This is a genomic window from Actinomadura sp. K4S16 (assembly GCF_008327685.1).
In the GTDB taxonomy this organism is placed as follows: domain Bacteria; phylum Actinomycetota; class Actinomycetes; order Streptosporangiales; family Streptosporangiaceae; genus Spirillospora.
Genome location: NZ_BDDE01000020.1, coordinates 141,408 through 161,376, shown reverse-complemented (window position 1 = coordinate 161,376; position 19,969 = coordinate 141,408). Strand labels below are relative to the sequence as shown.

22 protein-coding genes are annotated in these 19,969 nt (G+C 71.2%); 10 read left to right on the top strand and 12 right to left on the bottom strand.

Annotated features, from left to right (window positions below; translation table 11 throughout):
- The 3 genes from K4S16_RS32150 to K4S16_RS32140 all read right to left on the bottom strand — a co-directional run bounded on the left by K4S16_RS32150 (position 1) and on the right by K4S16_RS32140 (position 2,422).
- On the bottom strand, positions 1–846 hold the full coding sequence (locus tag K4S16_RS32150) for a hypothetical protein (RefSeq protein ID WP_149262825.1): 846 nt from the start codon (positions 844–846) through the stop codon (positions 1–3).
- On the bottom strand, positions 843–1,346 hold the full coding sequence (locus tag K4S16_RS32145) for a SigE family RNA polymerase sigma factor (RefSeq protein WP_160161103.1): 504 nt from the start codon (positions 1,344–1,346) through the stop codon (positions 843–845). Before K4S16_RS32145 ends, K4S16_RS32150 begins: the two co-directional genes overlap by 4 nt.
- A 104-nt stretch (positions 1,347–1,450) precedes the next feature.
- Positions 1,451–2,422: a helix-turn-helix domain-containing protein gene (locus tag K4S16_RS32140; protein ID WP_149262823.1), complete on the bottom strand. Its 972-nt coding sequence runs from the start codon at positions 2,420–2,422 to the stop codon at positions 1,451–1,453.
- Between the two features lie 52 nt (positions 2,423–2,474).
- Between K4S16_RS32140 and K4S16_RS32135 the strand changes: the two genes are divergently transcribed.
- Positions 2,475–2,864 carry a cupin domain-containing protein gene (locus tag K4S16_RS32135; RefSeq protein WP_149262822.1) on the top strand — a complete coding sequence of 130 codons (390 nt, stop codon included), beginning with the start codon at positions 2,475–2,477 and terminating at the stop codon, positions 2,862–2,864.
- A gap of 13 nt (positions 2,865–2,877) precedes the next feature.
- Here the strand turns inward: K4S16_RS32135 and K4S16_RS32130 are convergent, their stop codons facing one another.
- Positions 2,878–3,828, bottom strand: coding sequence for a hypothetical protein (locus tag K4S16_RS32130; protein ID WP_149262821.1), 951 nt, complete (start codon positions 3,826–3,828; stop codon positions 2,878–2,880).
- 366 nt (positions 3,829–4,194) lie between these two features.
- A complete protein-coding gene (locus tag K4S16_RS32125) occupies positions 4,195–5,115 on the bottom strand; it encodes a LysR family transcriptional regulator (RefSeq protein ID WP_149262820.1) in 921 nt (306 codons plus the stop codon).
- Between the two features lie 185 nt (positions 5,116–5,300).
- Between K4S16_RS32125 and K4S16_RS32120 the strand changes: the two genes are divergently transcribed.
- Complete coding sequence (locus tag K4S16_RS32120) at positions 5,301–5,582, top strand: hypothetical protein (RefSeq protein ID WP_149262819.1); 282 nt, start codon at positions 5,301–5,303, stop codon at positions 5,580–5,582.
- 194 nt (positions 5,583–5,776) lie between these two features.
- On the top strand, positions 5,777–6,211 hold the full coding sequence (locus K4S16_RS32115; protein WP_149262818.1) for a hypothetical protein: 435 nt from the start codon (positions 5,777–5,779) through the stop codon (positions 6,209–6,211).
- Here K4S16_RS32115 and K4S16_RS32110 read toward each other — a convergent pair.
- From K4S16_RS32110 to K4S16_RS32095, 4 genes are all read right to left on the bottom strand, one after another.
- On the bottom strand, positions 6,208–6,636 hold the full coding sequence (locus tag K4S16_RS32110; RefSeq protein ID WP_149262817.1) for an MmcQ/YjbR family DNA-binding protein: 429 nt from the start codon (positions 6,634–6,636) through the stop codon (positions 6,208–6,210). The genes K4S16_RS32115 and K4S16_RS32110 overlap by 4 nt on opposite strands.
- Positions 6,637–6,727: 91 nt before the next feature.
- A complete protein-coding gene (locus K4S16_RS32105) occupies positions 6,728–7,741 on the bottom strand; it encodes a CU044_5270 family protein (protein ID WP_149262816.1) in 1,014 nt (337 codons plus the stop codon).
- Positions 7,738–8,292 (bottom strand): RNA polymerase sigma factor, encoded by a 555-nt coding sequence (locus K4S16_RS32100; RefSeq protein ID WP_149262815.1) that lies wholly within the window; start codon positions 8,290–8,292, stop codon positions 7,738–7,740. Before K4S16_RS32100 ends, K4S16_RS32105 begins: the two co-directional genes overlap by 4 nt.
- 232 nt (positions 8,293–8,524) lie before the next feature.
- A complete protein-coding gene (locus tag K4S16_RS32095) occupies positions 8,525–8,917 on the bottom strand; it encodes a nuclear transport factor 2 family protein (protein WP_149262814.1) in 393 nt (130 codons plus the stop codon).
- 117 nt (positions 8,918–9,034) lie between these two features.
- Between K4S16_RS32095 and K4S16_RS32090 the strand changes: the two genes are divergently transcribed.
- The 3 genes from K4S16_RS32090 (at position 9,035) to K4S16_RS32080 (ending at position 10,866) form a co-directional block, all read left to right on the top strand.
- Positions 9,035–9,601, top strand: a complete 567-nt coding sequence (locus tag K4S16_RS32090) for a PadR family transcriptional regulator (protein ID WP_149262813.1) — start codon at positions 9,035–9,037, stop codon at positions 9,599–9,601.
- A 358-nt stretch (positions 9,602–9,959) separates the two neighbouring features.
- Positions 9,960–10,295 (top strand): hypothetical protein, encoded by a 336-nt coding sequence (locus K4S16_RS32085; RefSeq protein ID WP_149262812.1) that lies wholly within the window; start codon positions 9,960–9,962, stop codon positions 10,293–10,295.
- A complete protein-coding gene (locus K4S16_RS32080) occupies positions 10,285–10,866 on the top strand; it encodes a carboxymuconolactone decarboxylase family protein (RefSeq protein ID WP_149262811.1) in 582 nt (193 codons plus the stop codon). The genes K4S16_RS32085 and K4S16_RS32080 overlap by 11 nt, the downstream gene beginning before the upstream one ends.
- A gap of 13 nt (positions 10,867–10,879) precedes the next feature.
- On the opposite strand, the gene K4S16_RS32075 is transcribed toward K4S16_RS32080, so the two are convergent.
- Positions 10,880–11,281, bottom strand: coding sequence for a MerR family transcriptional regulator (locus K4S16_RS32075; protein ID WP_149262810.1), 402 nt, complete (start codon positions 11,279–11,281; stop codon positions 10,880–10,882).
- 49 nt (positions 11,282–11,330) lie between these two features.
- On the opposite strand from K4S16_RS32075, the gene K4S16_RS32070 reads away from it, so the two are divergent.
- Entirely contained in the window at positions 11,331–12,200 is an 870-nt protein-coding gene (locus K4S16_RS32070) for an NAD(P)-dependent oxidoreductase (RefSeq protein WP_149262809.1), read from the top strand.
- A gap of 366 nt (positions 12,201–12,566) precedes the next feature.
- Here the strand turns inward: K4S16_RS32070 and dnaB are convergent, their stop codons facing one another.
- Entirely contained in the window at positions 12,567–15,188 is a 2,622-nt protein-coding gene (gene dnaB, locus K4S16_RS32065; protein WP_200842241.1) for a replicative DNA helicase, read from the bottom strand.
- A gap of 338 nt (positions 15,189–15,526) precedes the next feature.
- On the opposite strand from dnaB, the gene K4S16_RS32060 reads away from it, so the two are divergent.
- From K4S16_RS32060 to K4S16_RS32050, 3 genes are all read left to right on the top strand, one after another.
- Positions 15,527–16,852, top strand: a complete 1,326-nt coding sequence (locus tag K4S16_RS32060; protein WP_149262807.1) for an MATE family efflux transporter — start codon at positions 15,527–15,529, stop codon at positions 16,850–16,852.
- A gap of 102 nt (positions 16,853–16,954) precedes the next feature.
- Positions 16,955–18,547: a hypothetical protein gene (locus K4S16_RS32055; RefSeq protein ID WP_149262806.1), complete on the top strand. Its 1,593-nt coding sequence runs from the start codon at positions 16,955–16,957 to the stop codon at positions 18,545–18,547.
- Between the two features lie 53 nt (positions 18,548–18,600).
- The gene (locus K4S16_RS32050) at positions 18,601–18,789 is read left to right on the top strand and encodes a hypothetical protein (RefSeq protein ID WP_117397984.1); all 189 of its coding nucleotides are present in this window, start codon (positions 18,601–18,603) and stop codon (positions 18,787–18,789) included.
- A 172-nt stretch (positions 18,790–18,961) separates the two neighbouring features.
- Here K4S16_RS32050 and K4S16_RS32045 read toward each other — a convergent pair whose 3' ends face one another.
- Entirely contained in the window at positions 18,962–19,834 is an 873-nt protein-coding gene (locus K4S16_RS32045; RefSeq protein WP_235037201.1) for a peptidoglycan recognition family protein, read from the bottom strand.
- Positions 19,835–19,969 lie beyond the last annotated feature (135 nt).

Below are 19,969 nucleotides of genomic sequence, written 5' to 3'. Positions count from 1 at the left end.
CTACAGGGGCGGACGCGTCACGTGCACCGGCGTCCCGTAGTCGGAGAACTCGGTGACCGAGGTGAATCGGACGGGGTCCCGGTCGGCGATCTCGGGGTGCGGGCTGGTGATGACGGTCGTCTGCACGATCTTCTGGATCTTGCGGGTGGCGAGCCCGACCGTGACCGTCCCGGTGACCCGCCGCCCGGCGGGCGACCCCTCGGAGGGACGGGCCACGTGGGCGAAGGCGTAGGTCTGCACCTCCGCCGCCCCGCTGCCCGTCCGGCCCTGGGACACCACCTTTCCGAACGTGGCCAGCATCCGCAGCGTCCGGCCGACGTCGGCGGTCAGCTCCTGCGGGCCGGTGGTGCCGCGCGTCAGCCCGTTCAGCCCGTGGTCGAGCTTGCGCCATGTCCTGCCGCGCTGCACGTAGGTGTCGTCGCCGATGAAGCGCTGCTCCATCGGCACCGATCCGGGGCCGCGCAGGTAGCCGCGCCGGTTGGGGGCGTCGAAGGCGCCCCGGTAGGTCTCCACGGTCTCGCGCCGGCCGCGCGAGCTGAGCGTCCAGGTCAGTTTCACGTGGAACGTCGTGCCCGCCGTGGCTTCGGTCGCCGCGGCGAGGGTGACGTCGCCGCCGGGTTCGGTGGTGATCGTACGGTCGGCGTCGTCGCCGGGGACGAGGTTCCCGCCGACGGTGGCGGCGGCCACGACCAGCGCGACCGCGCCGGTGCCGAGCGCTCCGGCGGCCGTGCGGCGCCTGCGCCTGGCGCGTCGGCCGCGGTGCATCACGGTCTCGATCGGCGCCTCGGGGATCGGGTGCCCGTCGGTCGCCGACCGCAGCATCTGGGTCAGCCGGTCCTCGCTCATCGTGTGATCTCCTCGGTCTGTGAGAGGGCGAGCGTCGAACGGAGCCGTTTCATCGCCCGGGAGTGCTGGCTCTTGACGGTGCCGACGGAGCATCCGAGAAGGTCGGCCGTCGCCGCCTCCGTCAGGTCGGCGTAGTGCCGCAGCACGACGATCGCGCGCTGCTGGCGGGGCAGGACGAGCAGCGCCCGGCGCAGCTCGTCGTCCGGCTCCCGCTGGGAACTGGAACGCGCGTCGAGCCGTTCGGGGGCGTCGGTCAGCAGCTCCCGCCGCCTGCGCCGCCACCAGCTGACGTTGCCGTTGACCAGCATCCGCTTCAGGTAGGCGTCCGGGTCGCCGTCGGCGACCCGGCGCCAGCGCACGTACAGCTTCACCAGGCAGTCCTGGAGGAGCTCCTCGGCGCGGTGGGCGTCGCCGGTCAGCAGTGTGGCCAGGCCGTAATGGCGTTTCCACGCGGCGGCCGCGAACGTGGCGTACGCGGTTTCCTGCGTCGGTTCACTCACGAGCATTGAACGCCGCAGAGCGCGCGGATGGTTGGCAGGATCGTCCGGCGAATCCGCGGGCATGATCTCGCTTCCCGGCCTCGGGGACGGGCGGGCGCCGCGGCTCAGCCCTCGGCGTTCGACGCGGCGAAGCGGGCCCGGTAGGCCGACGGGCTGAGGCCGGTCTGGCGGCGCACCTGGACGCGCAGGTTGGCGGGGGTGCCCAGGCCGCTGGCGCGCGCGACGGCCTCCAGCCGGAGCTCGCCGTTCTCGATGAGCCTGCACGCCAGCGCGGCCCGCTCGGCGTTCAACCAGGCCAGCGGGGTCGTGCCGAGCTCGGCCTGGAAGCGGCGGTGCAGCGTGGCGGCGCTGGTAGCGGCGCGGGCGGCCAGGTCGGCGACGGTCAGGGGCAGATCGAGCCGCTCCCGCGCCCAGGCCAGAACGGGCGCGAGCGAGGTGTCCGGGATCGCCGGGACGGGACGTTCGACGAACTGCCGCTGGCCGCCGTCGCGGTGCCCGGCGAAGACCAGGCGGCGGCCGACCGCGTTGGCGATCTCCGCGCCGTGGTCGCGGCGCACGAGGTGCAGGCCCAGGTCGAGCGCGGCGGCGCTGCCCGCTGCGGTCAGCACGTCGCCGTCGTCCACGAACAGCACGTCGGGTTCGAGCCGCACCGCCGGGAAGCGGGACCGGAAGAGATCGGCCCAGCGCCAGTGGGTGGTCGCCGGGCGGCCGTCGAGCACCCCGGCGGCCGCCAGCGTGAACGCGCCGGTGCAGAAGCTCACGAGCCGTGCGCCACGGCCGGCGGCCCCGCGGATCGCGGCGAGGACCCTCTCGTCGGGAGTGTTCTCGGGGTCTGGGCGATTGGGGACGATCACGGTGTCCGCGGTCTCGACCGCCTCCAGCCCCGAGATCCCCGACATCGTGAACATGCCCGCATGCATCACCACCGGGCCGGGCGCGCAGAGCGTGAAGTCGTACCACGGGACGCCCAACTCGGGCCGGCGCAGGCCGAACAACTCGGTCGTGACGCCCATCTCGAACGGGTTCGAACCCCGGTCGACCATCATGACCACGCGATGCGAGGATCCTTGCGGCATATGCGATTCCTAGCACTCACGCCGGACAGCGGCCAGCCGTGACAGTGGACGGATGAACGAACCGATCGATCTGCACTCCGCGCTAGCCTCCTTCTCCGATCTCTGGAGCCCGCGCATCGTCTCGCAGGTGAACGACTACGACGTCCGCGTCGCCAAGGTCGCCGGGGACCACGTCTGGCACGCCCACGACGACACAGACGAGTTCTTCCTGGTACTCGACGGCGAATTCGCCATCGCGCTCCGCGACGAGAGCGGCGAACGCGCCGTGACCCTTCCCAAGGGCTCGGTGTTCGTCGTGCCTCGCGGCGTGGAGCACAGGCCCTCCGCCCCGGGCGGCGCGTCGATCCTCATGTTCGAACCGGCCGGGACGCTGAGCGTCGGCGACCGGCACGACGACGTCCCGGACCACGTCGACGCGACCATCGGGCGGGCCCTCGGCTAGCACCCGGACCGGGTCACGGACCGGTTTGTGGGCTCCAGCGCGGTCCCGCGTGTCGGACCAGGGCGGCGATGAAGGCGTCGTGCTGATGCTCGTACATGGGGCCCAGGACGCAGACGGGTCTGCGCTTACCCTGGCCCTTCTCCAGGTCGGGCATCGACACGTCGAGGCCGATCCACCCGGCGGGGCGGAGCCGGGTGTGCGGGCTCCCCCTGCGAAACCGGACGCGGAGGGTGTCGCAGCGGTGGTACCGCCCGGCCGCCGTGCGTTCGAGCGAGACCGTCTCGATCTCGTTCCAGAGGAATGTGCGCCGCCCGGCGGGGCCCGTGGACGGGGTGGCGCACCGAGAATCCGTGGTGGTGATGCCGCGCGAGTCGATGCGGAGGGACCATGGGCGGCGGTGCGCCAGTCCGCGGGAATGCCGGTACCAGGCCGGAGTACGGAAGGCGAGATAGATCCCGTACAGCACGGCGCCGACCCCGCAGAAGAATGCCGGGTATGCGGCAATGAAGGCCGCGAACCCCCACGGATCGCTCGTCGAATCGTCTCCCCACTTCACTGCCAGCCAAATGATCAGCAGCGTGAGGACGACGAGCGTCCCGACAAGGATCCAGCGGGGGCCCGGAGCCTTTTTGAGTGCTTCCGTATAGGAGGAAGGGGGCTCCTCTCCGGTCCAGCCGATCTCGAACCCATCTCCGGCCTCCGGTGGAGCCTCGCGCGCGGTGACCTTTGCAGACGGCTCACCGGCGAGGAGCGCGAACAGGACGCCGCCAAGGGCGTAGAGGTCGGAGCGTTCGTCGCCGCGCTGGTCGAGGAACTGCTCCGGCGCGCCGTAAGAGGCGGTGCCCGCCGGCGCGAGCATGGTGGTCGGGGCGACGGTGAAGGTGTACGCGTGGGAGTCCCGCTCGAAGCGGTGCGGCAGGTCGGGAGAGGTGTCGGCGTCGTCGGGGAGGAACTTGACGGCCACGTCCCGGTGCAGGTCGCGGTCGCGTCCCGCCCACCTCGCCCATTCCGCCGCGACCGAGCCGCTCGACCAGCTCGTACCTGCCCGCGATCAGCGTGCCGCGATCCACCCGCCGCCCCTCACGTGCGCACCCCTGCCGTCGTGATCATTGTCACGCACCCTTCCGCTTCATGCAGACGGTTCTGTTCCTTTGTCCGTCGAGCGCACGCCTCCAGGGTCTGCCGTGGGCGGCCGCTCCATCGGCCGGAGCTGGACGCTCGCCTCGGCCTCGCCGCCGCCGGAAGGCCTGCCGCCTCTGTTGTGAGACCGCCGCCAGGTCGGGGCGCTCAGCATCACGTGATCTCGATCAGGGCACGTACCCGCGTTCCCTCAGGTCGCCGGGCCGTTGTTCGCGTCGGGCTGGCCGGGCAGGAGGCGGCGGTGGGCCATGGCGAGGAAGGCGCGGCCTGCCGGACTGGCGTGGTGGGGACGGGCGGCGAGGATGATCCGGCGTTCCAGCGAGGGGCGGGCGAGCGGCACCTGGGCCAGTGCGGGCGGCCCTTGGAGCGCGGACTGCGGGAGAACGGCCAGGCCGATCCGCTGGAGGACGAGCTGCCGGACGAGGGTGAGGTCGCGGGTCTCGGCGACCACGTTCGGGACGAACCCGAGGCGCTGGCAGGCGGCCTCGATGTTGGTCCGGAGCTTGCCGCTGCGGGGCGCGGTCACGAGAGGCTCGTCCCGCAGGTCGTGGAGGGTGAGCGAGTCCCGGGCGGCGAAGGGGTGCTCGGGGTGCAGGGCGACCACGACGTCCTCCCGGGCGATCACGTGCGGGGCCATCTCGGCGGCGAGCGGGGTGTCGGCGGGGCCCTGGCCGACGACCGCCACGTCGAGCTCACCGGTGGACAGGGCCGCGACCAGGCCGTCCGTCTCGTCCTCGCGGAGGGTGAGGCGGATCCGCGGATGACGCCGGTGGAAGGCGCCCAGCAGCGCGAGCACGCGCTGGTCGGGCAGCGGTTGCACCAGACCGACCGCGAGACTGCCGGTGAGCAGGCCCGACAACGCGGCGATCGACTCCTTCGCGTTGGCGGCCTCGGCGAGCATGGCGCGGGCGTGCGGCAGCAGCGCCTCCCCAGCGGCGGTGAGGGCGACGGAGCGGCGGTCGCGCCGGAACAGGGGCTCGCCCACCTCGGCCTCCAGCCGGCGGATCTGCTGGCTGATCGCGGGCTGCGCCACCTGGACGCGCTCGGCCGCGCGGGTGAAGTGGCGTTCCTCGGCGACGGCGACGAAGTACCCGAGCTGCCGAAGTTCCATAAACAAACGCTATTACAGCAAGCGCAAGCCTGTCTTGGACTTATCACTGCCGACCGCCTTAGCGTCGGTGTCATCGGACGAACCGACCGGAAGCGAGGTGCATGATCATGGGCAAGCTGGTGGTGTCGGAGATCCAAGGCCCCCAAGGTCCTGGCCGCGTACGCCGTCCGGCAGGGCGGGCAGCGGTGAGTCCCCCGGTCCGGGTCCGGCTCGCGATGACCCTCGCCGCGTGGCTGGTGGCGTTCGCCGTGGTCATGCTGCTGCTCGCGCTGTTCGGGGACCTGCTCGCCGCGCTGCCGATGGCCGGCCGCGCCGCGGTCATCAGCGGGGTTCTCGTCACCGTCATGGTCAACCTGGTCATGCCGAGGCTGGCCGGCCTGGTCAACCGGTGGGCCGCCTCCGGACCGGTGACGGCCCCGGCGGGCAGCGCGACCGAACCCTCCGACCGCGAGCCCGTCCACACGTGACAGGCCGGAGGACCTGGAGGTCGACCGGCCCGGGGCGGCGGTGGCCCCGGCCCACGGGCCGGGGCCGCCGCCGCCCCGACACGTCCACCGCTTCCTCGATCATCCGGAGGCGGGAAGAATGTGAGCGAAGCCGGAGGCAGCCGGTTCGAGTCCGGTCCGCGCTCCGGGAGTTCACGGGAACCGGAGGAGACGCGATGGCGACGATGCCGCCGAACCCGGCGTTGGAAGCGCTGGACGTGCTGGTCGGCGAGTGGACGGCCGAGGTTCCGCAGTTCGGTGACGCGCAGGGCAGGGTGACCATCGACCGGTCGGAAGGCGGCGCCTTCCTGCGGATCCGGTCGGAGCCGCCGGCTCCCGCACCGACCGCCGTCCAGCTGGTCGGTCCCGACGACTCGTCCGACCTCTACACCGTCCTGTACTACGACGCGCGCGGCGTGTCCCGCGTCTACCGGATGACCTTCGACGGCGGCGTCTGGAAGATGTGGCGGGACGCCCCAGGGTTCGATCAGCGCTTCACCGGGACGGTCGGCGCCGACGGCCGCACGATCCAGGCGGCCTGGGAGAAGTCCTTCGACAACCAGACCTGGGAGCACGACTTCGACATCACCTACACGAAGGTCGCCGACTAGGGCTCCAGGCCGGGACGGTCGCGCAGCCAGGCCTCCGCGCGCCTGCGCGACGCCTGCGACAGCCACGCGTCCTGGACGACCTCCGCGAGCTCCCGCCGCGTCAGCTCACCGAGGCGGCTCGCCCGGACGAGCACCGAGCGGTGGCCGTTGAAATGCGGGGTCGTGAAGAACGGCGACGCCTCGTCCTGCACGAGCGCCTCCTTGTCGGACTCGGAGGGCACCCAGAAGACGATCACGTCCGGGTAGCGCTCGCCCGTGACGGGGTCGACCGCGTCGGGGCGAGGGGTGCGGAAGAACACGAACGACTTGCGTCCCACCTGGTAGACGGGATTCCCGCTCTTGCCGTGCTCGACCGTGACATGAGGCATCGCCTGTGCCAGCTCGTGCACGTCCTCCACCCGGGCAGGACGATCGTCTGCCTGCATGCCGGGCAGCGTACTCCGGTTCACTGTCCCAGCCCTGGATTGCCCAAGCCCCGCCGCGGCGCATGCCGGTCGGCGGGGCCCACGTTGGCGGTCAGGGCGTCTGGCCGGGCTTGTCGACGATTCCGATGGCGACGCGGACCATGATGCGCTGCACGGTCCCCGCCCTCAGCGTCCTCCTGGGCTCGCCCTCGGACTCGAACGTCCGGTCCTTGATCGTCACTGCCCGTTCCCCAAGGTAGGCGTAGGTGCTCGGGTCGAGCAGCACCTCCTGGTGCAGCCAGCCGTCCACCAGCAGGCCCAGCGCGATCGCCGGACGGCCGTCGGCGTCAACCTCGCCCTCGACCAGCGTCACGCCCGGGATCCGCTTGATGGCCCGGAAGATCGCCGCCTCCTGCGCAGGGGAATGGACGCTTTCACGCAGGATGGTGGCCAGGATCTCGTAGGTCAGCTCATCGCCGCCGCCGCCCGCGCTGATCTTCCGCAGGAGCGCATCGGGATCGCTGGGCAGCGGGTCGTACCTGGCCGCGGCGGCCGAGTCCACCGTTTCGTGCCCGAGCCGCACCCTGCCGTCCTTGAGCGCCGCGTTCTGCCTGCCGTCGACCCGCCGCCAGGAATCCCAGGTATCCGTCTTGTACGGACCGCCCCAGGCGGCCCCGCCCGCATTGGCCGACGTCGTCAGCCGCATCCTCGTGTAGATCCACTGGTGGGGGCGGGGTGTGCGGAAGTGCCCCTTCTCGGCGGCCGCGGCGGCCCGGTCGAGCACGTGCGCCGCCTCGGCGACCGAGCTCAGCGAGACGGCAGGGGATGGCGGACCGGGAGGTTCCTCCTCGCCGCCTCCGAGGACGCCCGCACCGGCGACGGCGGCCACCGCCAGTGCGCCTACGGCGGCGAGCCGGACACCCGGCCCCGGCAGTGAGAACCGGCGGCGCTGCCGCTCCGGGTCCCTCCGGGCCGACGGCCCGGCGTCCACGACATCGGACGGGTCCAGTGCCGTGACGGCCTCCGCCAGGCGGCGCGCGCCCGGTCGGTCGGCGAACCCGGCCAGCGTCTCGTCGTGCACGCGGGCCATCGACCGCACGAGGCCATCGGTGGAGTGGTGCTTCATGCCAGGGACCTCCGTTCGCCGGTGGGACGCTTGGTGACCGCGGGCGCCACCTCGGCCTGGGCCGAGCGCAGCGCGCGGGAGAAGCGCTTGCGCGCCCGGTGCAACCGGACGCGCGCGGCCCCGACCGAGCAGCCGAGGACCGCGGCGACGGCGGAGTGGTCGAGTCCCTCCCAGGCGACCAGGCCGAGCACCTCGCGGTCGTCGTCCGACAGGTGGCCGAACGCCTCGGCGATGGCCGACGCCTCGGCCGGATCCGAACCGACCGCGGCGATCTCGTCGCGGAGGTCGTGGCGCAGGCTCGTGGTGCGCCGCCGGCGCTGCGCCTCCCCGCGCCAGTGGTTGGCCAGCACCCGGCGCGCGACGCCGTACATCCACAGGCGCGCCCGGCCGCCGGGCGGGATGTCGTCCAGCCGCCTCCACGCGATCGTGAAGGTCTCCGCGACGACGTCGGCGGCGTCGTCCGGGGACGGGCACCGGCGCAGCACGTACCCCAGGATCGGTTCGTACGTGGCGGCATAGACGGCCTCGAACCTGGCCTTGCGGTCATCCATCGAAGCCCCGATGGCGTGGTCTCTCCAGTCGCACGTGGCCCTCCTTGACTGCGGGAACACCCCGTACGTGTCGAGAGGGACGCCGGTGTTACCGCCCAGGGGGCCGCGGCTCGGGCACCGGCCCTGCCGCCGGTTCGCGCGGGCCCGCGGACGTCTTCGACCGAGCAGGACGAGCTTCTGCCCGGATGCCCGCAGCGTAACGCCGGGATCATCGGCCGCGCCCGCGAGACGTTCAGGAGCTGAGGGCCTCGCGCTCGATCCGCTCGAACTGCGCGGCCATCGCCTCGGCCAGCGCGGTGGCCCCCGACAGCGGGCGCACCATCACGGTCAGGTCGTCGATCAGCCCGTCCTCGTCCATGTGGAGGAAGTCGCACCCGTGCACCTGGCGCCCGTTCACGGTCGCCTCGAACATGAGCGCGTGGTCGCGGCCATCGGCGCTGGCGATCTCCCGCACATAGCGGAGGTCCTGGAACACCCGCGCCGCGCCCCGCACGATCGCCGCCGTGATCGCCTTCCCGTGGTACGGCTTGAACGCGACCGGGCTGGTGAACACGGCGTCGTCGGCCAGCAGCCCCTCGATCGCCGCCGTGTCCCCGGCCTCCACCGCTCGCCGGAACGGATGCATCCGACACCCCCGAATATCCAACTTGTTGATTAGGTGCAAATTACACTAGCCATGTCGTGGGAGGTCGTCCACCGGTCGGGGACGTGGCGGCGATCACGGGCCGATACGCTCGGGACCATGTCGTTGCGGAACGCGGTGCTGGCCACGCTTCTGGAAGGCGAAGCGTCCGGGTACGACCTGTCCAAGAGCTTCGACGCCGGCGTGGCCAACTTCTGGATGGCCACCCCGCAGCAGCTCTACCGGGAGCTCGACAAGATGGCCGCCGAGGGCCTGATCCAGGCGCGGGTCGTCCAGCAGGAACGCCGTCCCAACAAGCGCCTGTTCTCCCTCACCGACGCCGGCCGCCGCGCCCTGCACGACTTCACCGCGAGGCCCCCGCGCCCCGGCGCGATGCGCGAGGAGCTGATGGTCCAGGTCCAGGCGGTGGACGCCGGGGACGTCGAGGCCGTCATGTCCGCCCTCCGCGAGCGCCGCACCTGGGCCGAATCCAAGATCGCCCGCTTCGAGCGGCTCCAGGCGCGCTTCCTGAACGGCCGCTCCGAAGAGGAGTACCTGGCCACCGCCGACCGGATCGGCCCCTACCTCACCCTGATGCGCGGCCTGGCCTTCGAGCGCGAGAACCTCCGCTGGTGCGAGGAGACCCTGACCGTCCTCGACCGCCGCACCAGCTCCCTCAAGCCCTGATCTCAGCACCCCGGAGACCGCACCCAGCGCCGGCGGCCGCCTTGCGGCACGCGGAGCGGAATGCCTCGGGCCGGGCCGGCAGTCATCAGGCTGGTCGGCAGTGGAGCAGGACGTACGGGGAAAGTGGTGAAGGAATCCTTGCGGGCGTGGACGGGGTGCAGCGCGGCGCCGACGGGAATGCCTGTGTGGGCGTCCAGAGGCAGGGACGCCAGGCCGCGCTCGGCCTCGGCTCGGCGACCGCCCGGACGTCGGATCGGGACACATCTCGATGCTCAGTTCTTCGGCCGCATGTCTTGTTCGGCGGGGCGCCGATCGTCTTGTAGATGAGGGCGGACGAACCGGCTGCGAAGGAGGAGCCATGCCGGACGAGGACGTGAAGCGGGCAGCGCACCGAGCCCTGGTGGATCGCGTGCTGAAAGGGGAGGGCCGGGCGCCTGCGGACCAGCGGGCACGCGCCTTCGGCAACGATGGGCTCGCCCCGCCGCTTGACACATTGATCGGCAAGGTCGTCGACACCCCGGCCCAGGTCACCGAGGCGGACCTTGCCGCGGCGAAGGCGTCGGGCTGCACGGAGGACCAGGTGTTCGAGCTGGTGGTCTGCGCCGCGGTCGGCCAGTCCGACCGGCTGTACGAAGCCGGGCTGGCCGCCCTGGCCGAAGCTACCGGCGAAGGGAGGCCGGGCCATGCGTCTTGACATCCTCGACCACGGCTACGACCGGCGAACCAAGCTGCTGTTCGCGCTCATCCGGCTGCTCTCCAGGCATCCGGTGCCGGACGCCGCCAAGCTGGTCTTCTACCGGCCCGACTTCTACGGCACCCGGGCGAAGGAGTTCACCCACGAGGCGATGCGCGGGCCGTCCGACTGGTCGGTGGGCGACCGGGAGTTGATGGCGGCCTACGTGTCCAAGGTGAACGAGTCGGCATTCTGCGTCGCCGCGCACACTGCGACAGCGAGCCGGGCATACCAGGACGAGTCCCGGGTCGCGGCGGTGCTGGCCGACCTGGACTCGGCCCCCGTCGAGGAGCCGCTGCGGGCGACGCTGCGAATGCTCGGCAAGCTGACCCGGGAGGGCGAGGTCGGCGCCGACGACATGCGGGACGTGCTGGCCGCCGGTGTCTCACCCCGGCAGGTCGAGGACGCGCTCGCGGTCTGCGCCGCGTTCACCGTCACCGCCCGCCTCGCCAACGCCTTCGGATTCGAGTTGCTCACCCCGGAGGACTTCGAAGCCGGAGCCGGCTACCTGCTCAAGCGCGGCTACCGGTAACCCGGCGGGCGCCTCAGGCGGGAAGCGGCTCCACGCAGGCAAAGAGGGGAGGGCTCTCGCCGTCCGTCCGCTCGGCCGCATCGATGTAGTCGGCGAGAGCGCCGCGGGACCGAGCCAGCCTCTCCATCTGATCGTCGATGCGCCGCAACCGCGTCCGCATCGCGGCCAGCAACTCGGGACACCCGAGCAGTTCCGGGGCCTCCCCGACCGCGCAAGGCAGCAGGTATGCGATGTCCTCAGAGGACAGACCCGCGTCGAGCAGGTGCCGGATCTGCTTCACCCGGACCACGGCGCCCTCGTCGTACTCGCGGTAGCCGTTCGCGCCGCGGTCCGCCTCCAGCAGGCCCTGCGCCTCGTAGTAGCGCAGCTGATGGGCCTTGACGCCCGTCCGGCGGCTCAGCTCTCCGATCCGCATCGCATCCTCACTTGACCTTCAGACCGGTATCAACGTTGACGATGCTGCCATGAGCGACAACACCGACATCCCTGTGACGGTCCTCGGGCTCGGCCTGATGGGCCGGGCTCTCGCCGGCGCGTTCCTGAAGGCCGGGCTTCCCACGACCGTGTGGAACCGCACGGCCTCCAAGGCCGACCGGTTGGCGGCCGAAGGCGCACGACCGGCGCCGACGGTCGGCGACGCACTCAAGGCGGGCCCGCTGACGATCATCTGCCTCACCGACTACCAGGCCGTGCACGAGGTGCTCGACGCTAACGAGCTGGACGGCACGACCCTGGTCAACCTCACCTCCGGCAGCTCGGCCCAGGCTCGCGAAACCGCCCGATGGGCCGAGCAGCGCGGCGCCCGCTACCTGGACGGCGCGATCATGGCCGTCCCGCCGGCCATCGGGACCGCCGAAGCGCTGATCCTCTACAGCGGGCCGCGAGCGGACTTCGAGGCGCACGAGCCGACACTCGGCGCGCTCGGCACCGCCACCCACCTCGGCGCGGACCACGGGTTGGCGTCCCTGTACGACGTGGCGGGCCTGGCGATGATGTGGAGCGTGCTGAACGCCTGGCTCCAGGGCACCGCCCTGCTCAGGACGGCTCGTGTCGACGCCGTGACGTACGCGCCGTTCGCACAGCAGATCGCCACCGTCGTGGCCGGGTGGCTCCCCGGGTATGCCGCGCAGGTCGACCAGGGCTCCTTCCCCGCCGAGGTGTCGGCCCTGGAGACCGACGCGCGGGCGATGGCGCACCTCGTCGAGGAGTGCGAGGCGGCAGGCGTCAACGCCGAACTCCCCAAGCTGTTCAAGGCAATGGCCGACCGCTCCATCGCCGCCGGACACGGCCACGAGCAGTACCCCGTCCTGATCAAGGAGTTCACCACCCCCTGACCGACCTCCACCACCGTTCGCGGCCCGCCGGCCCGCTCAAGGCCGGCCCGCCCCCGCCTCACCGCCGAACAATCCCCGCGCCTGAAGCAACTGGAGCGCTTGGACAACGAAAGGCGGAACCCGCAGCCGCACCAGACAAGGCCGCGGACAGAACTCCAACCGCAGATCGCCGACGCCCACCAGCCCCCACCCCCGTCAACGGATCGGAAGTCTCATCCCAGGAGAGCACGCCACCGCTGTGAGCGACATCGCCACCAGGGAGAGGTCGCCGGGCTACGCGACGGTGAGCCAGGCCTCGCTACGGCAGGCGTCGGGATTCGGCTTCCCGGGCGTTCGCGTGGAGCGCACCTGTGCTGCTGGATCGTGTTACTGGGCCATGTCCACGAAGCGGCTGTAGTGGCCCTGGAAGGCGACCGTGACGGTGGCGGTGGGGCCGTTGCGGTGCTTGGCGACGATCAGGTCGGCCTCGCCGGCGCGCGGCGACTCCTTCTCGTAGGCGTCCTCGCGGTGCAGCAGGATCACCATGTCCGCATCTTGCTCGATACTGCCCGATTCGCGAAGGTCGGACACCATGGGCTTTTTGTCGGTTCGCTGTTCGGGGCCTCGGTTGAGCTGGGAGAGCGCGATGACCGGGACGCCCAGTTCCTTGGCGAGGAGCTTCAGCGAGCGGGAGAACTCCGACACCTCGACCTGGCGGCTCTCGACGCGCTTGCCCGAGGTCATCAGCTGCAGGTAGTCGATGATCACCAGGCGAAGGTCGTGCTGCTGCTTCAGGCGCCGGCACTTCGCGCGGATCTCCATCATCGACATGTTCGGCGAGTCGTCGATGAACAGCGGCGCCTCGGCGACCTCGCTCATGCGCCGGGCGAGGCGCGTCCAGTCCTCGTCCTGCATGGTGCCGGACCGCATCGCGTGCAGCGCCACCCGCGCCTCCGCGGACAGCAGGCGCATCGTGATCTCGTTGCGGCCCATCTCCAGGCTGAAGAACGCCGAGGTCAGCCCGTGCTTGATGGACGCGGCACGGGCGAAGTCGAGGGCGAGCGTCGAGTTGTGCGTGGGGATGCAGGAGCGCCCCGCCAGGTACATGTGGTCGGCGTTGTCGACCTGGACGCACCGGACGGGCACGCTCTCTACGGGCCGCACGTCCACGATGTACCGCACCTGCGCCTTCGGATGGACGGACTGCCGCTGCCGAGCCGCCTTGCGCGGCAACCGGAACACCGTCTCCGCAGGTGTGAAGTTGATCCGGTAGAACGTCGATGTCTCCTCGGACCGCCCCTTCACACGCCTGGTCCGCATCGTCGCGCGGTAGCCGAGGCTGAGGATCAGCTCGTGCGCGTCATCGGCGAGCCGCTTGTTCACGAAGCCGAGTTGGACCTGCCCGATCTCCGAGACATAGCCGTCCGTGTCGAGCATCCCCGCGAGCAGCGCCCGCCGTTGCGCCTCCGAAGCCCGCAGGTATGGCGCAGGAATGTGCTTGTTCCGCCAGAGCCCGAGGGCCTTGATCTTTGTGGTGACGCCGGGCAGACCGAACCGCCCAGACGTCTTGCGTCGCACGACCGGCTGCCCTGCCGCTTCGATCTCCTTGAGGATCTCCTCGTCGAAACAGGTGAGAGAGCCACTCCGGCTGTCTCCGTCACCGAGCCACGCGCCCAGGACATACGGGGCTATGGGCAGGTCCACATTCGGGAGTTGGAACGGTGCGGCGACCTCGACCGCATGGTTGGGGCGGTTGTCACCGTCACAGCGCAGCGTCGCGGCGATCTCTTCGGTGGTCTTGATGGGACGGTGCTGCGCCGTGGTCGTGGCATTCTTCGGGCGCACCGCGCGCCCGAGCAGCCCTCGGTAGAGACTCGTGCACTCGTAGCGGGGCCGGCGCTTGGAGAGGCTCACGTCGGCTTCGCCGCGATGCCCCAGCTCACGCGTGACCGCGTAGAGCGCATGCTTGAACTCGGCGCCGACCTTGGCCACCGCTTCACCATGGGTGATGAGTTGACGAGGCCCCTCGTTGGCATCCGCCGTCGCCCAGCGGACGCGGTCGACGGCCTCCCGCGGCCAGTAGTAGGCCGTGCTGTTCCCGCTCTTCTGGCGACGGGCAGCACGGGTCGTCGTCCGCCACTGATGCTGGGCGTCCGCGACGATCACTTCGCCGTCGGAGAACTCGATCTCGTAGCACGGACGGCCGTGCATGACGTCGGTTGCGGCCACGACACGAGTCGGCTTCCCATCGGCTCCGATCAGATAGTCACCAACGGACACTTCGCCCATCGTGGTCCAGCCAAATGGGGTCGGAAGAGGCGTATCTAGACTAGTCGCCTTGCCCATCGCGGGCCGGGCAGCGACCACTACCATCTGGCCGGGGTGCAGGCCGTTGGTCAGGGCGTCGAGGTCGGCGAAGCCGGTGGGGCAGCCGACCATCTGGCCGCCGCGGCTGCCGATCGCCTCGATCTCGTCCAGGGCGCCGGGCATGATCTCGCTGAGCGCGACGTAGTCCTCGCCGGCGCGCTTCTCGGCGATGGCGAAGACCTCGGCCTGGGCGCGGTCGAGGACCTCGTCGGCGTCGGCGCCGTCGGCGGCGTAGCCCATCTGGACGATGCGGGTGCCGGCCTCGACCAGGCGGCGCAGGACCGCGCGCTCGTGGACGATCTTGGCGTAGTACCCGGCGTTGGCCGCGGTGGGCACCAGGGAGATCAGGGTGTGCAGGTAGGGCGCGCCGCCGATGCGGCCGATCTCGCCGTTCTTGGTGAGCTCGCCGGCGACGGTGACCGCGTCGGCGGGGTCGCCGCGGCCGTAGAGATCGAGGATGACGTCGTAGATGATCTGGTGGGCGGGGCGGTAGAAGTCGGGGGTGCGCAGCATCTCCACGACCTCGGCGATGGCGTCCTGGGAGAGCAGCATGCCGCCGAGGACGCCCTGCTCGGCCGAGATGTCGTGCGGGGGGGTGCGCTCGAACTCATGCTCCTGCGGCCCGATATCCGCCACGCTCACCGCCGACACCCCCTTCATCTGGCCCGCCGGCGGCCCCGTCCGCCCATCGCCGACCGTTCACCTCACGTCTATCTGACGCGTCGGACATTCTCCCGAGCCCGCGCCGCCGCGGGCAAAGCGAGCTGTGGACAAGCCTGTGGACGGCCTGTGCAGACACGCGGGTCAGGTTGTGCACGACCTGTGGACAACTCTGTGGATTCGTCGTGGACGAGGCCCGATCAACCCCGCTGAACTGCGGTAACGTCGTCCACCGGGTGTGCGGGAAAGAAAGTCGGCCGAGTGGGGCGATGTAAGGCTCTTATTTTATTTGTGAGTTACACGCTGGTACCCTCGGCGCGGTGACGACTCCCCGGCGGCTCGCGTCCGCGCACGACCGCGAGATCCTGCGCCTCGCCGTGCCGGCCTTCGGCGCGCTCGTCGCGGAACCCCTCTTCCTGCTCTCGGACTCGGCCATCGTCGGGCATCTCGGCACCGCCCAACTGGGCGGGCTCGGTGTCGCCGGGCAGGCCCTGAACACGCTCGTCTACCTCTGCGTCTTCCTCGCCTACGGGACGACCGCGGGCGTGGCGCGCCAGGTCGGGGCGGGCGACCTGCGGGCGGCGATCAGGCAGGGCATCGACGGCATGTGGCTCGCGATCGCCATCGGCGCCGCGCTGATCGCGGTGGGCTGGCCGCTGATCCCCTGGATCGTGGACGCCTTCGGCGCGTCCCCGGGCGTGGCGCCCTACGCCGCGACGTACCTGCGGGTCAGCCTGTTCGGGATCCCGTCGATGCTGGTCGTCCTGGCCGGGACGGGCGTGCTGCGCGGCCTCCAGGACACACGCACCCCGCTGCTCGTGTCGATCGGCGGCTTCTCGCTGAACCTGCTGCTCAACATGGTGTTCGTGATCGTGCTCGGGTGGGGCATCGCCGGATCCGCGTGGGGCACCGTCGTCGCGCAGACCGGCAGCGCCGCCGTGTACGTGGCCGTGGTGCTGCGCGCGGCCCGCCGGCACGGCGCCCAGGTCCGTCCTGACCTGGACGGGTTGCGCACCTCCGCCACGGCGGGTCTCGGGCTGCTCGTCCGGACGGCGGCGCTGCGCGTCGTCCTCATCGTCGGGACGTCGATCGCGGCGCGCATGGGGGACCCGGAGATCGCCGCCTATCAGGTCGGGTTCCAGGTGTGGACGCTGCTGGCGTTCGCGCTCGACGCCATCGCGATCGCCGGCCAGGCCATCACCGGGCGGTATCTGGGCGCGTCCGACATCACCGCCACGCGGGCCGTCACGCGCCGGATGGTGTGGTGGGGCGTCGGCTGCGGCGTCGTGTTCGGCCTGGCCATCCTGGTGGTCCGGCCGTGGCTGCCCGCCCTGTTCACCGCCGACGGCGACGTCCGGGACCTCCTGCTCGCCTCACTGCTCGTCGTGGCGGTGCTGCAACCGGTCGCCGGTGTGGTGTTCGTCCTGGACGGCATCCTGATCGGGGCCGGCGACGGCGCCTACCTCGCCGTGACGACGCTGGTCGCGACCGCGGTCTTCCTGCCCGCCGCCATCGCCGTCTTCCGGACGGACACGGGCCTGGTCGGCCTCTGGTTCGCGATCGGGCTGTGGATGCTCACCCGGATGGTCACGCTGGGCCTGCGGGCCCGCGGCGACCGCTGGATGGTCACCGGCGCCGTCCGCTGACACCGGAAAGATCATCCGATGCCGAAATGCTCGCCGTCCTGCGGACATGCGGAGGTAGACGCCCGAGCAGGAGGTATCCCCTTGTCCCTGAAGAAGACGGCCGTGGGAATCGGTCTCGCGCTCACGCTGGCCGGCACGGCGGCCGCCGCCATGGCCCCGGCCCACGCCGATCCCGGCCCTGCGCGGCCGCGGGATGCCCGCGCCACCCCGCATGACGGTTATCGCGCCACGCAGATCCACGGCGAGCGGCCCCGTCCCGTCCGTCCGCTCGCTTCGGCGCGGTTGGCCAAGGGGGAGCAGGTCTCCATCACGGTCCTGGACCGCGTCGGGAAGGCCCCCGAGGAAGTGTTCGTCACGCTGGCCCCGCTGGACGGCGGCGACTGGCTGGGCGGCACGGTGGTGAACGGACGCCTGGAGAGCGAGGTGCCCGCCGGCCGTTACGCGGTGATGGCCTGGGTTCCGACCGGCACGTCCAACACCCTCGTCTACCTGCCGGACGTCCAGCCCGGCGACCTCGTCCTGGACGCCCGCGAAGGCCGCCCCATCCTGCCCCGGATCGACCGCGCGGACGCCGGGCTGGCCTCCGCGGGCATCACGGTGACGCAGCGGATCGGCGGCGAGCAGTCCCTCATGACCTTCAATGACGGCCTGGACCTCTACGTGACGCCCACCGGCTCCGCACCCGGACTCGCCCTGCGCGCGCAGGCCATCATGACCAAGCAGGGTTCCACCGAATCCAGCCCCTACGTCTACAGTCTCGCGAGCCTCACCGAAGGACGCCTGGACGAGCCGTTCGCCCAGCCGATCCGTACGGGCGACCTCGCGGCGGTCCGCACCAGGTACGGCGCCGAAGGACGTCCCGCATGCGGCGGCGGGCACGTCGGCGTCGACTGGGGCGACGTCGGCATCGGCGCCTGGGTCGGCGTCGGCTCGCTGCCCACGACCCGCACCGAGTACTTCACCCCGGGCTTCACCTGGTCGCTCGACTCGGGCGTCACCACGCCGGACTGCTCGTACGACAGCATCGACGAGCGCTCCCGGTCGCTGATGCCGCCGCGTGCCGGGGAGTACACCCAGGAGTGGAACATCGGGCCGTTCACGTCCGGCCAAGGCACGGCCATCTGGTCGACCGCAGGCCAAGAGCCCTCGATCGCGGTCCCGATGCTCTCGACCTGGGACAGCCGGAGCGCGCTCGGGCCCTACGCCGGGACGACCGGCCGCTCGGTGCTGCGGGACGCCCAGGACCGCGCCGTCTACCAGAGCGACGAGCCCGGCGCCGCCTACGACTGGCCGGCACCGCCTCCCGGCGACTACTCGCTCACCTTGGACGCGACCCGGCAGGCTCCCTGGTCGGACCACAGCTCGACCGAGCACACCGTCCTGCGCTTCACGGTCCGTGACGACAAGCCGGTGTCGCTGCCGGGGATCCGCCTCCGCACCCCGCTGGACGACCAGAACCACGCGCGGCCGGGAGCCCGGCAGCCGATCACGCTGAACGTCCCCGGCTCGACCGCGGCTCCCTCGCTCCAGTTCTCGGTCGACGAGGGTCGCGCGTGGCGGAAGGTCGCCGTCCGCAAGTCCGGTGCGAACTGGACGGCGACGATCCGCAACCCTTCGGCCGGGCAGGTCTCCCTCCGCATGACCGTCCCAGGCCTGGTCGACCAGACCGTGATCGGTGCGTACACGATCGGTTAGCGCGTTTCCCGGATCGCCCCCGCCTCGCCGGCCACTCCCGCTACTATTCGAACATGTGTTCCACACACGGCGAGCGGATGGCCCGGCTGACTCAGGCGATCGACGACCTGGCGGCGGAGGGCCTCACCGGTCTGCCCCCGGAGACCCTGGTCGAACGGGTGGCGGGCATCTGGTCGCTCGTCGAGGGCATCGACCCCGAGATCGCCCGCCGACGCACCCGTTATACGACCCCCGAGACCTAGCGCCTGTCTCGAAGTGTTCTCGGCCACGCGCGAACGCGTGACCTGCCCGGTGCAGTGAAGCCGAAGGCGAGTGAAACCGGGCAGGTCACGAAGCGGTGCCGCGTTCGCCCAGGCCCGGTCACGCAGAGCCGCCAGGCGAGCGAAGTGGGCCGGGACTTTGAAACCCAGACGCTCAGTCCAGGTCGTCGAGGGACGGCAGCAGGGGCGGCAGGATCAATCCGCCGTCGGAGTCGTTCGGGCCCGTGGAGTCCTCGCCCGTCGTGTCGGGGCTCGTCGAGTGATGGCTCGACGAGCCCTCCAGGCGGTAGGCCACCGAGCGCCGCAACGCGGGCAGTCGCGCGTAGAGGGCATCGCCGGGGCACAGGGTCCTGTTGTAGTCGCGGTGCCCGACGATGGCCTTGGCCGGGTCGAGATCGTACTTCCGGCACAGCCAGACGCAGACCTCGACCAGCGACTTCCACAGGGCGCCCGGCACCCGGCCGGACATGTAGGTGCCCTCGTTCTCGATGCCGATCGTGTGCTGGTTGTGGTGCAGGACCTGGGCGCCGATGGCGAGGTCGCCCGACCGGATGGCCCGCAGGCTCCGGTTCCGGCCCTCCATCACGATGCCGCCCCGGCTGATCGTGAGCTGCTGGCCCGCGTCGTCCCAGCGGTTCCGGTTCATGTGGATGTTCTGGATGGTCCGCGACAGGGCGAACGCATGGGCGAGCGAGCGGCCCCGCGAGTTCGTCGTCGCCGTGTGGTGCACGACGATGTGGTCCGGTGCCCTGTCGACGACCTTGGCCGGGCGCCTGGGCGGCCTCGCATGCCACTGCGCCCGCGTGTACACGTGCGGAGCGTCGGCCGTGAAAAGAACGCGCTGGTCGACCCCGCCGTACGGCCCGGCTGCAAGCTCCTCCGCCATGGCTTCATTCTGGCGGGACGTCCCGAGGGGCAGCATCTCCACCAGGCCGGCCCCCATGACGCCGCCGATCAGCGCCCGGCGCGTCAGGGCCCCGGCCCTGCGATGCGGCTCGTCCGCGCCCTCCCCCGAATGCGTGCTCACCACCGCCCCCTTCGTCCCGCGACATCGTGGTCACGGAACGTAATCGCCGCAAAGGCGATCACTCAAACGCACGCCGGTTCACGGACGTTTCACGGGAAACCCAAACATCAGCGGCCACGCGAAACGTGGACAGAC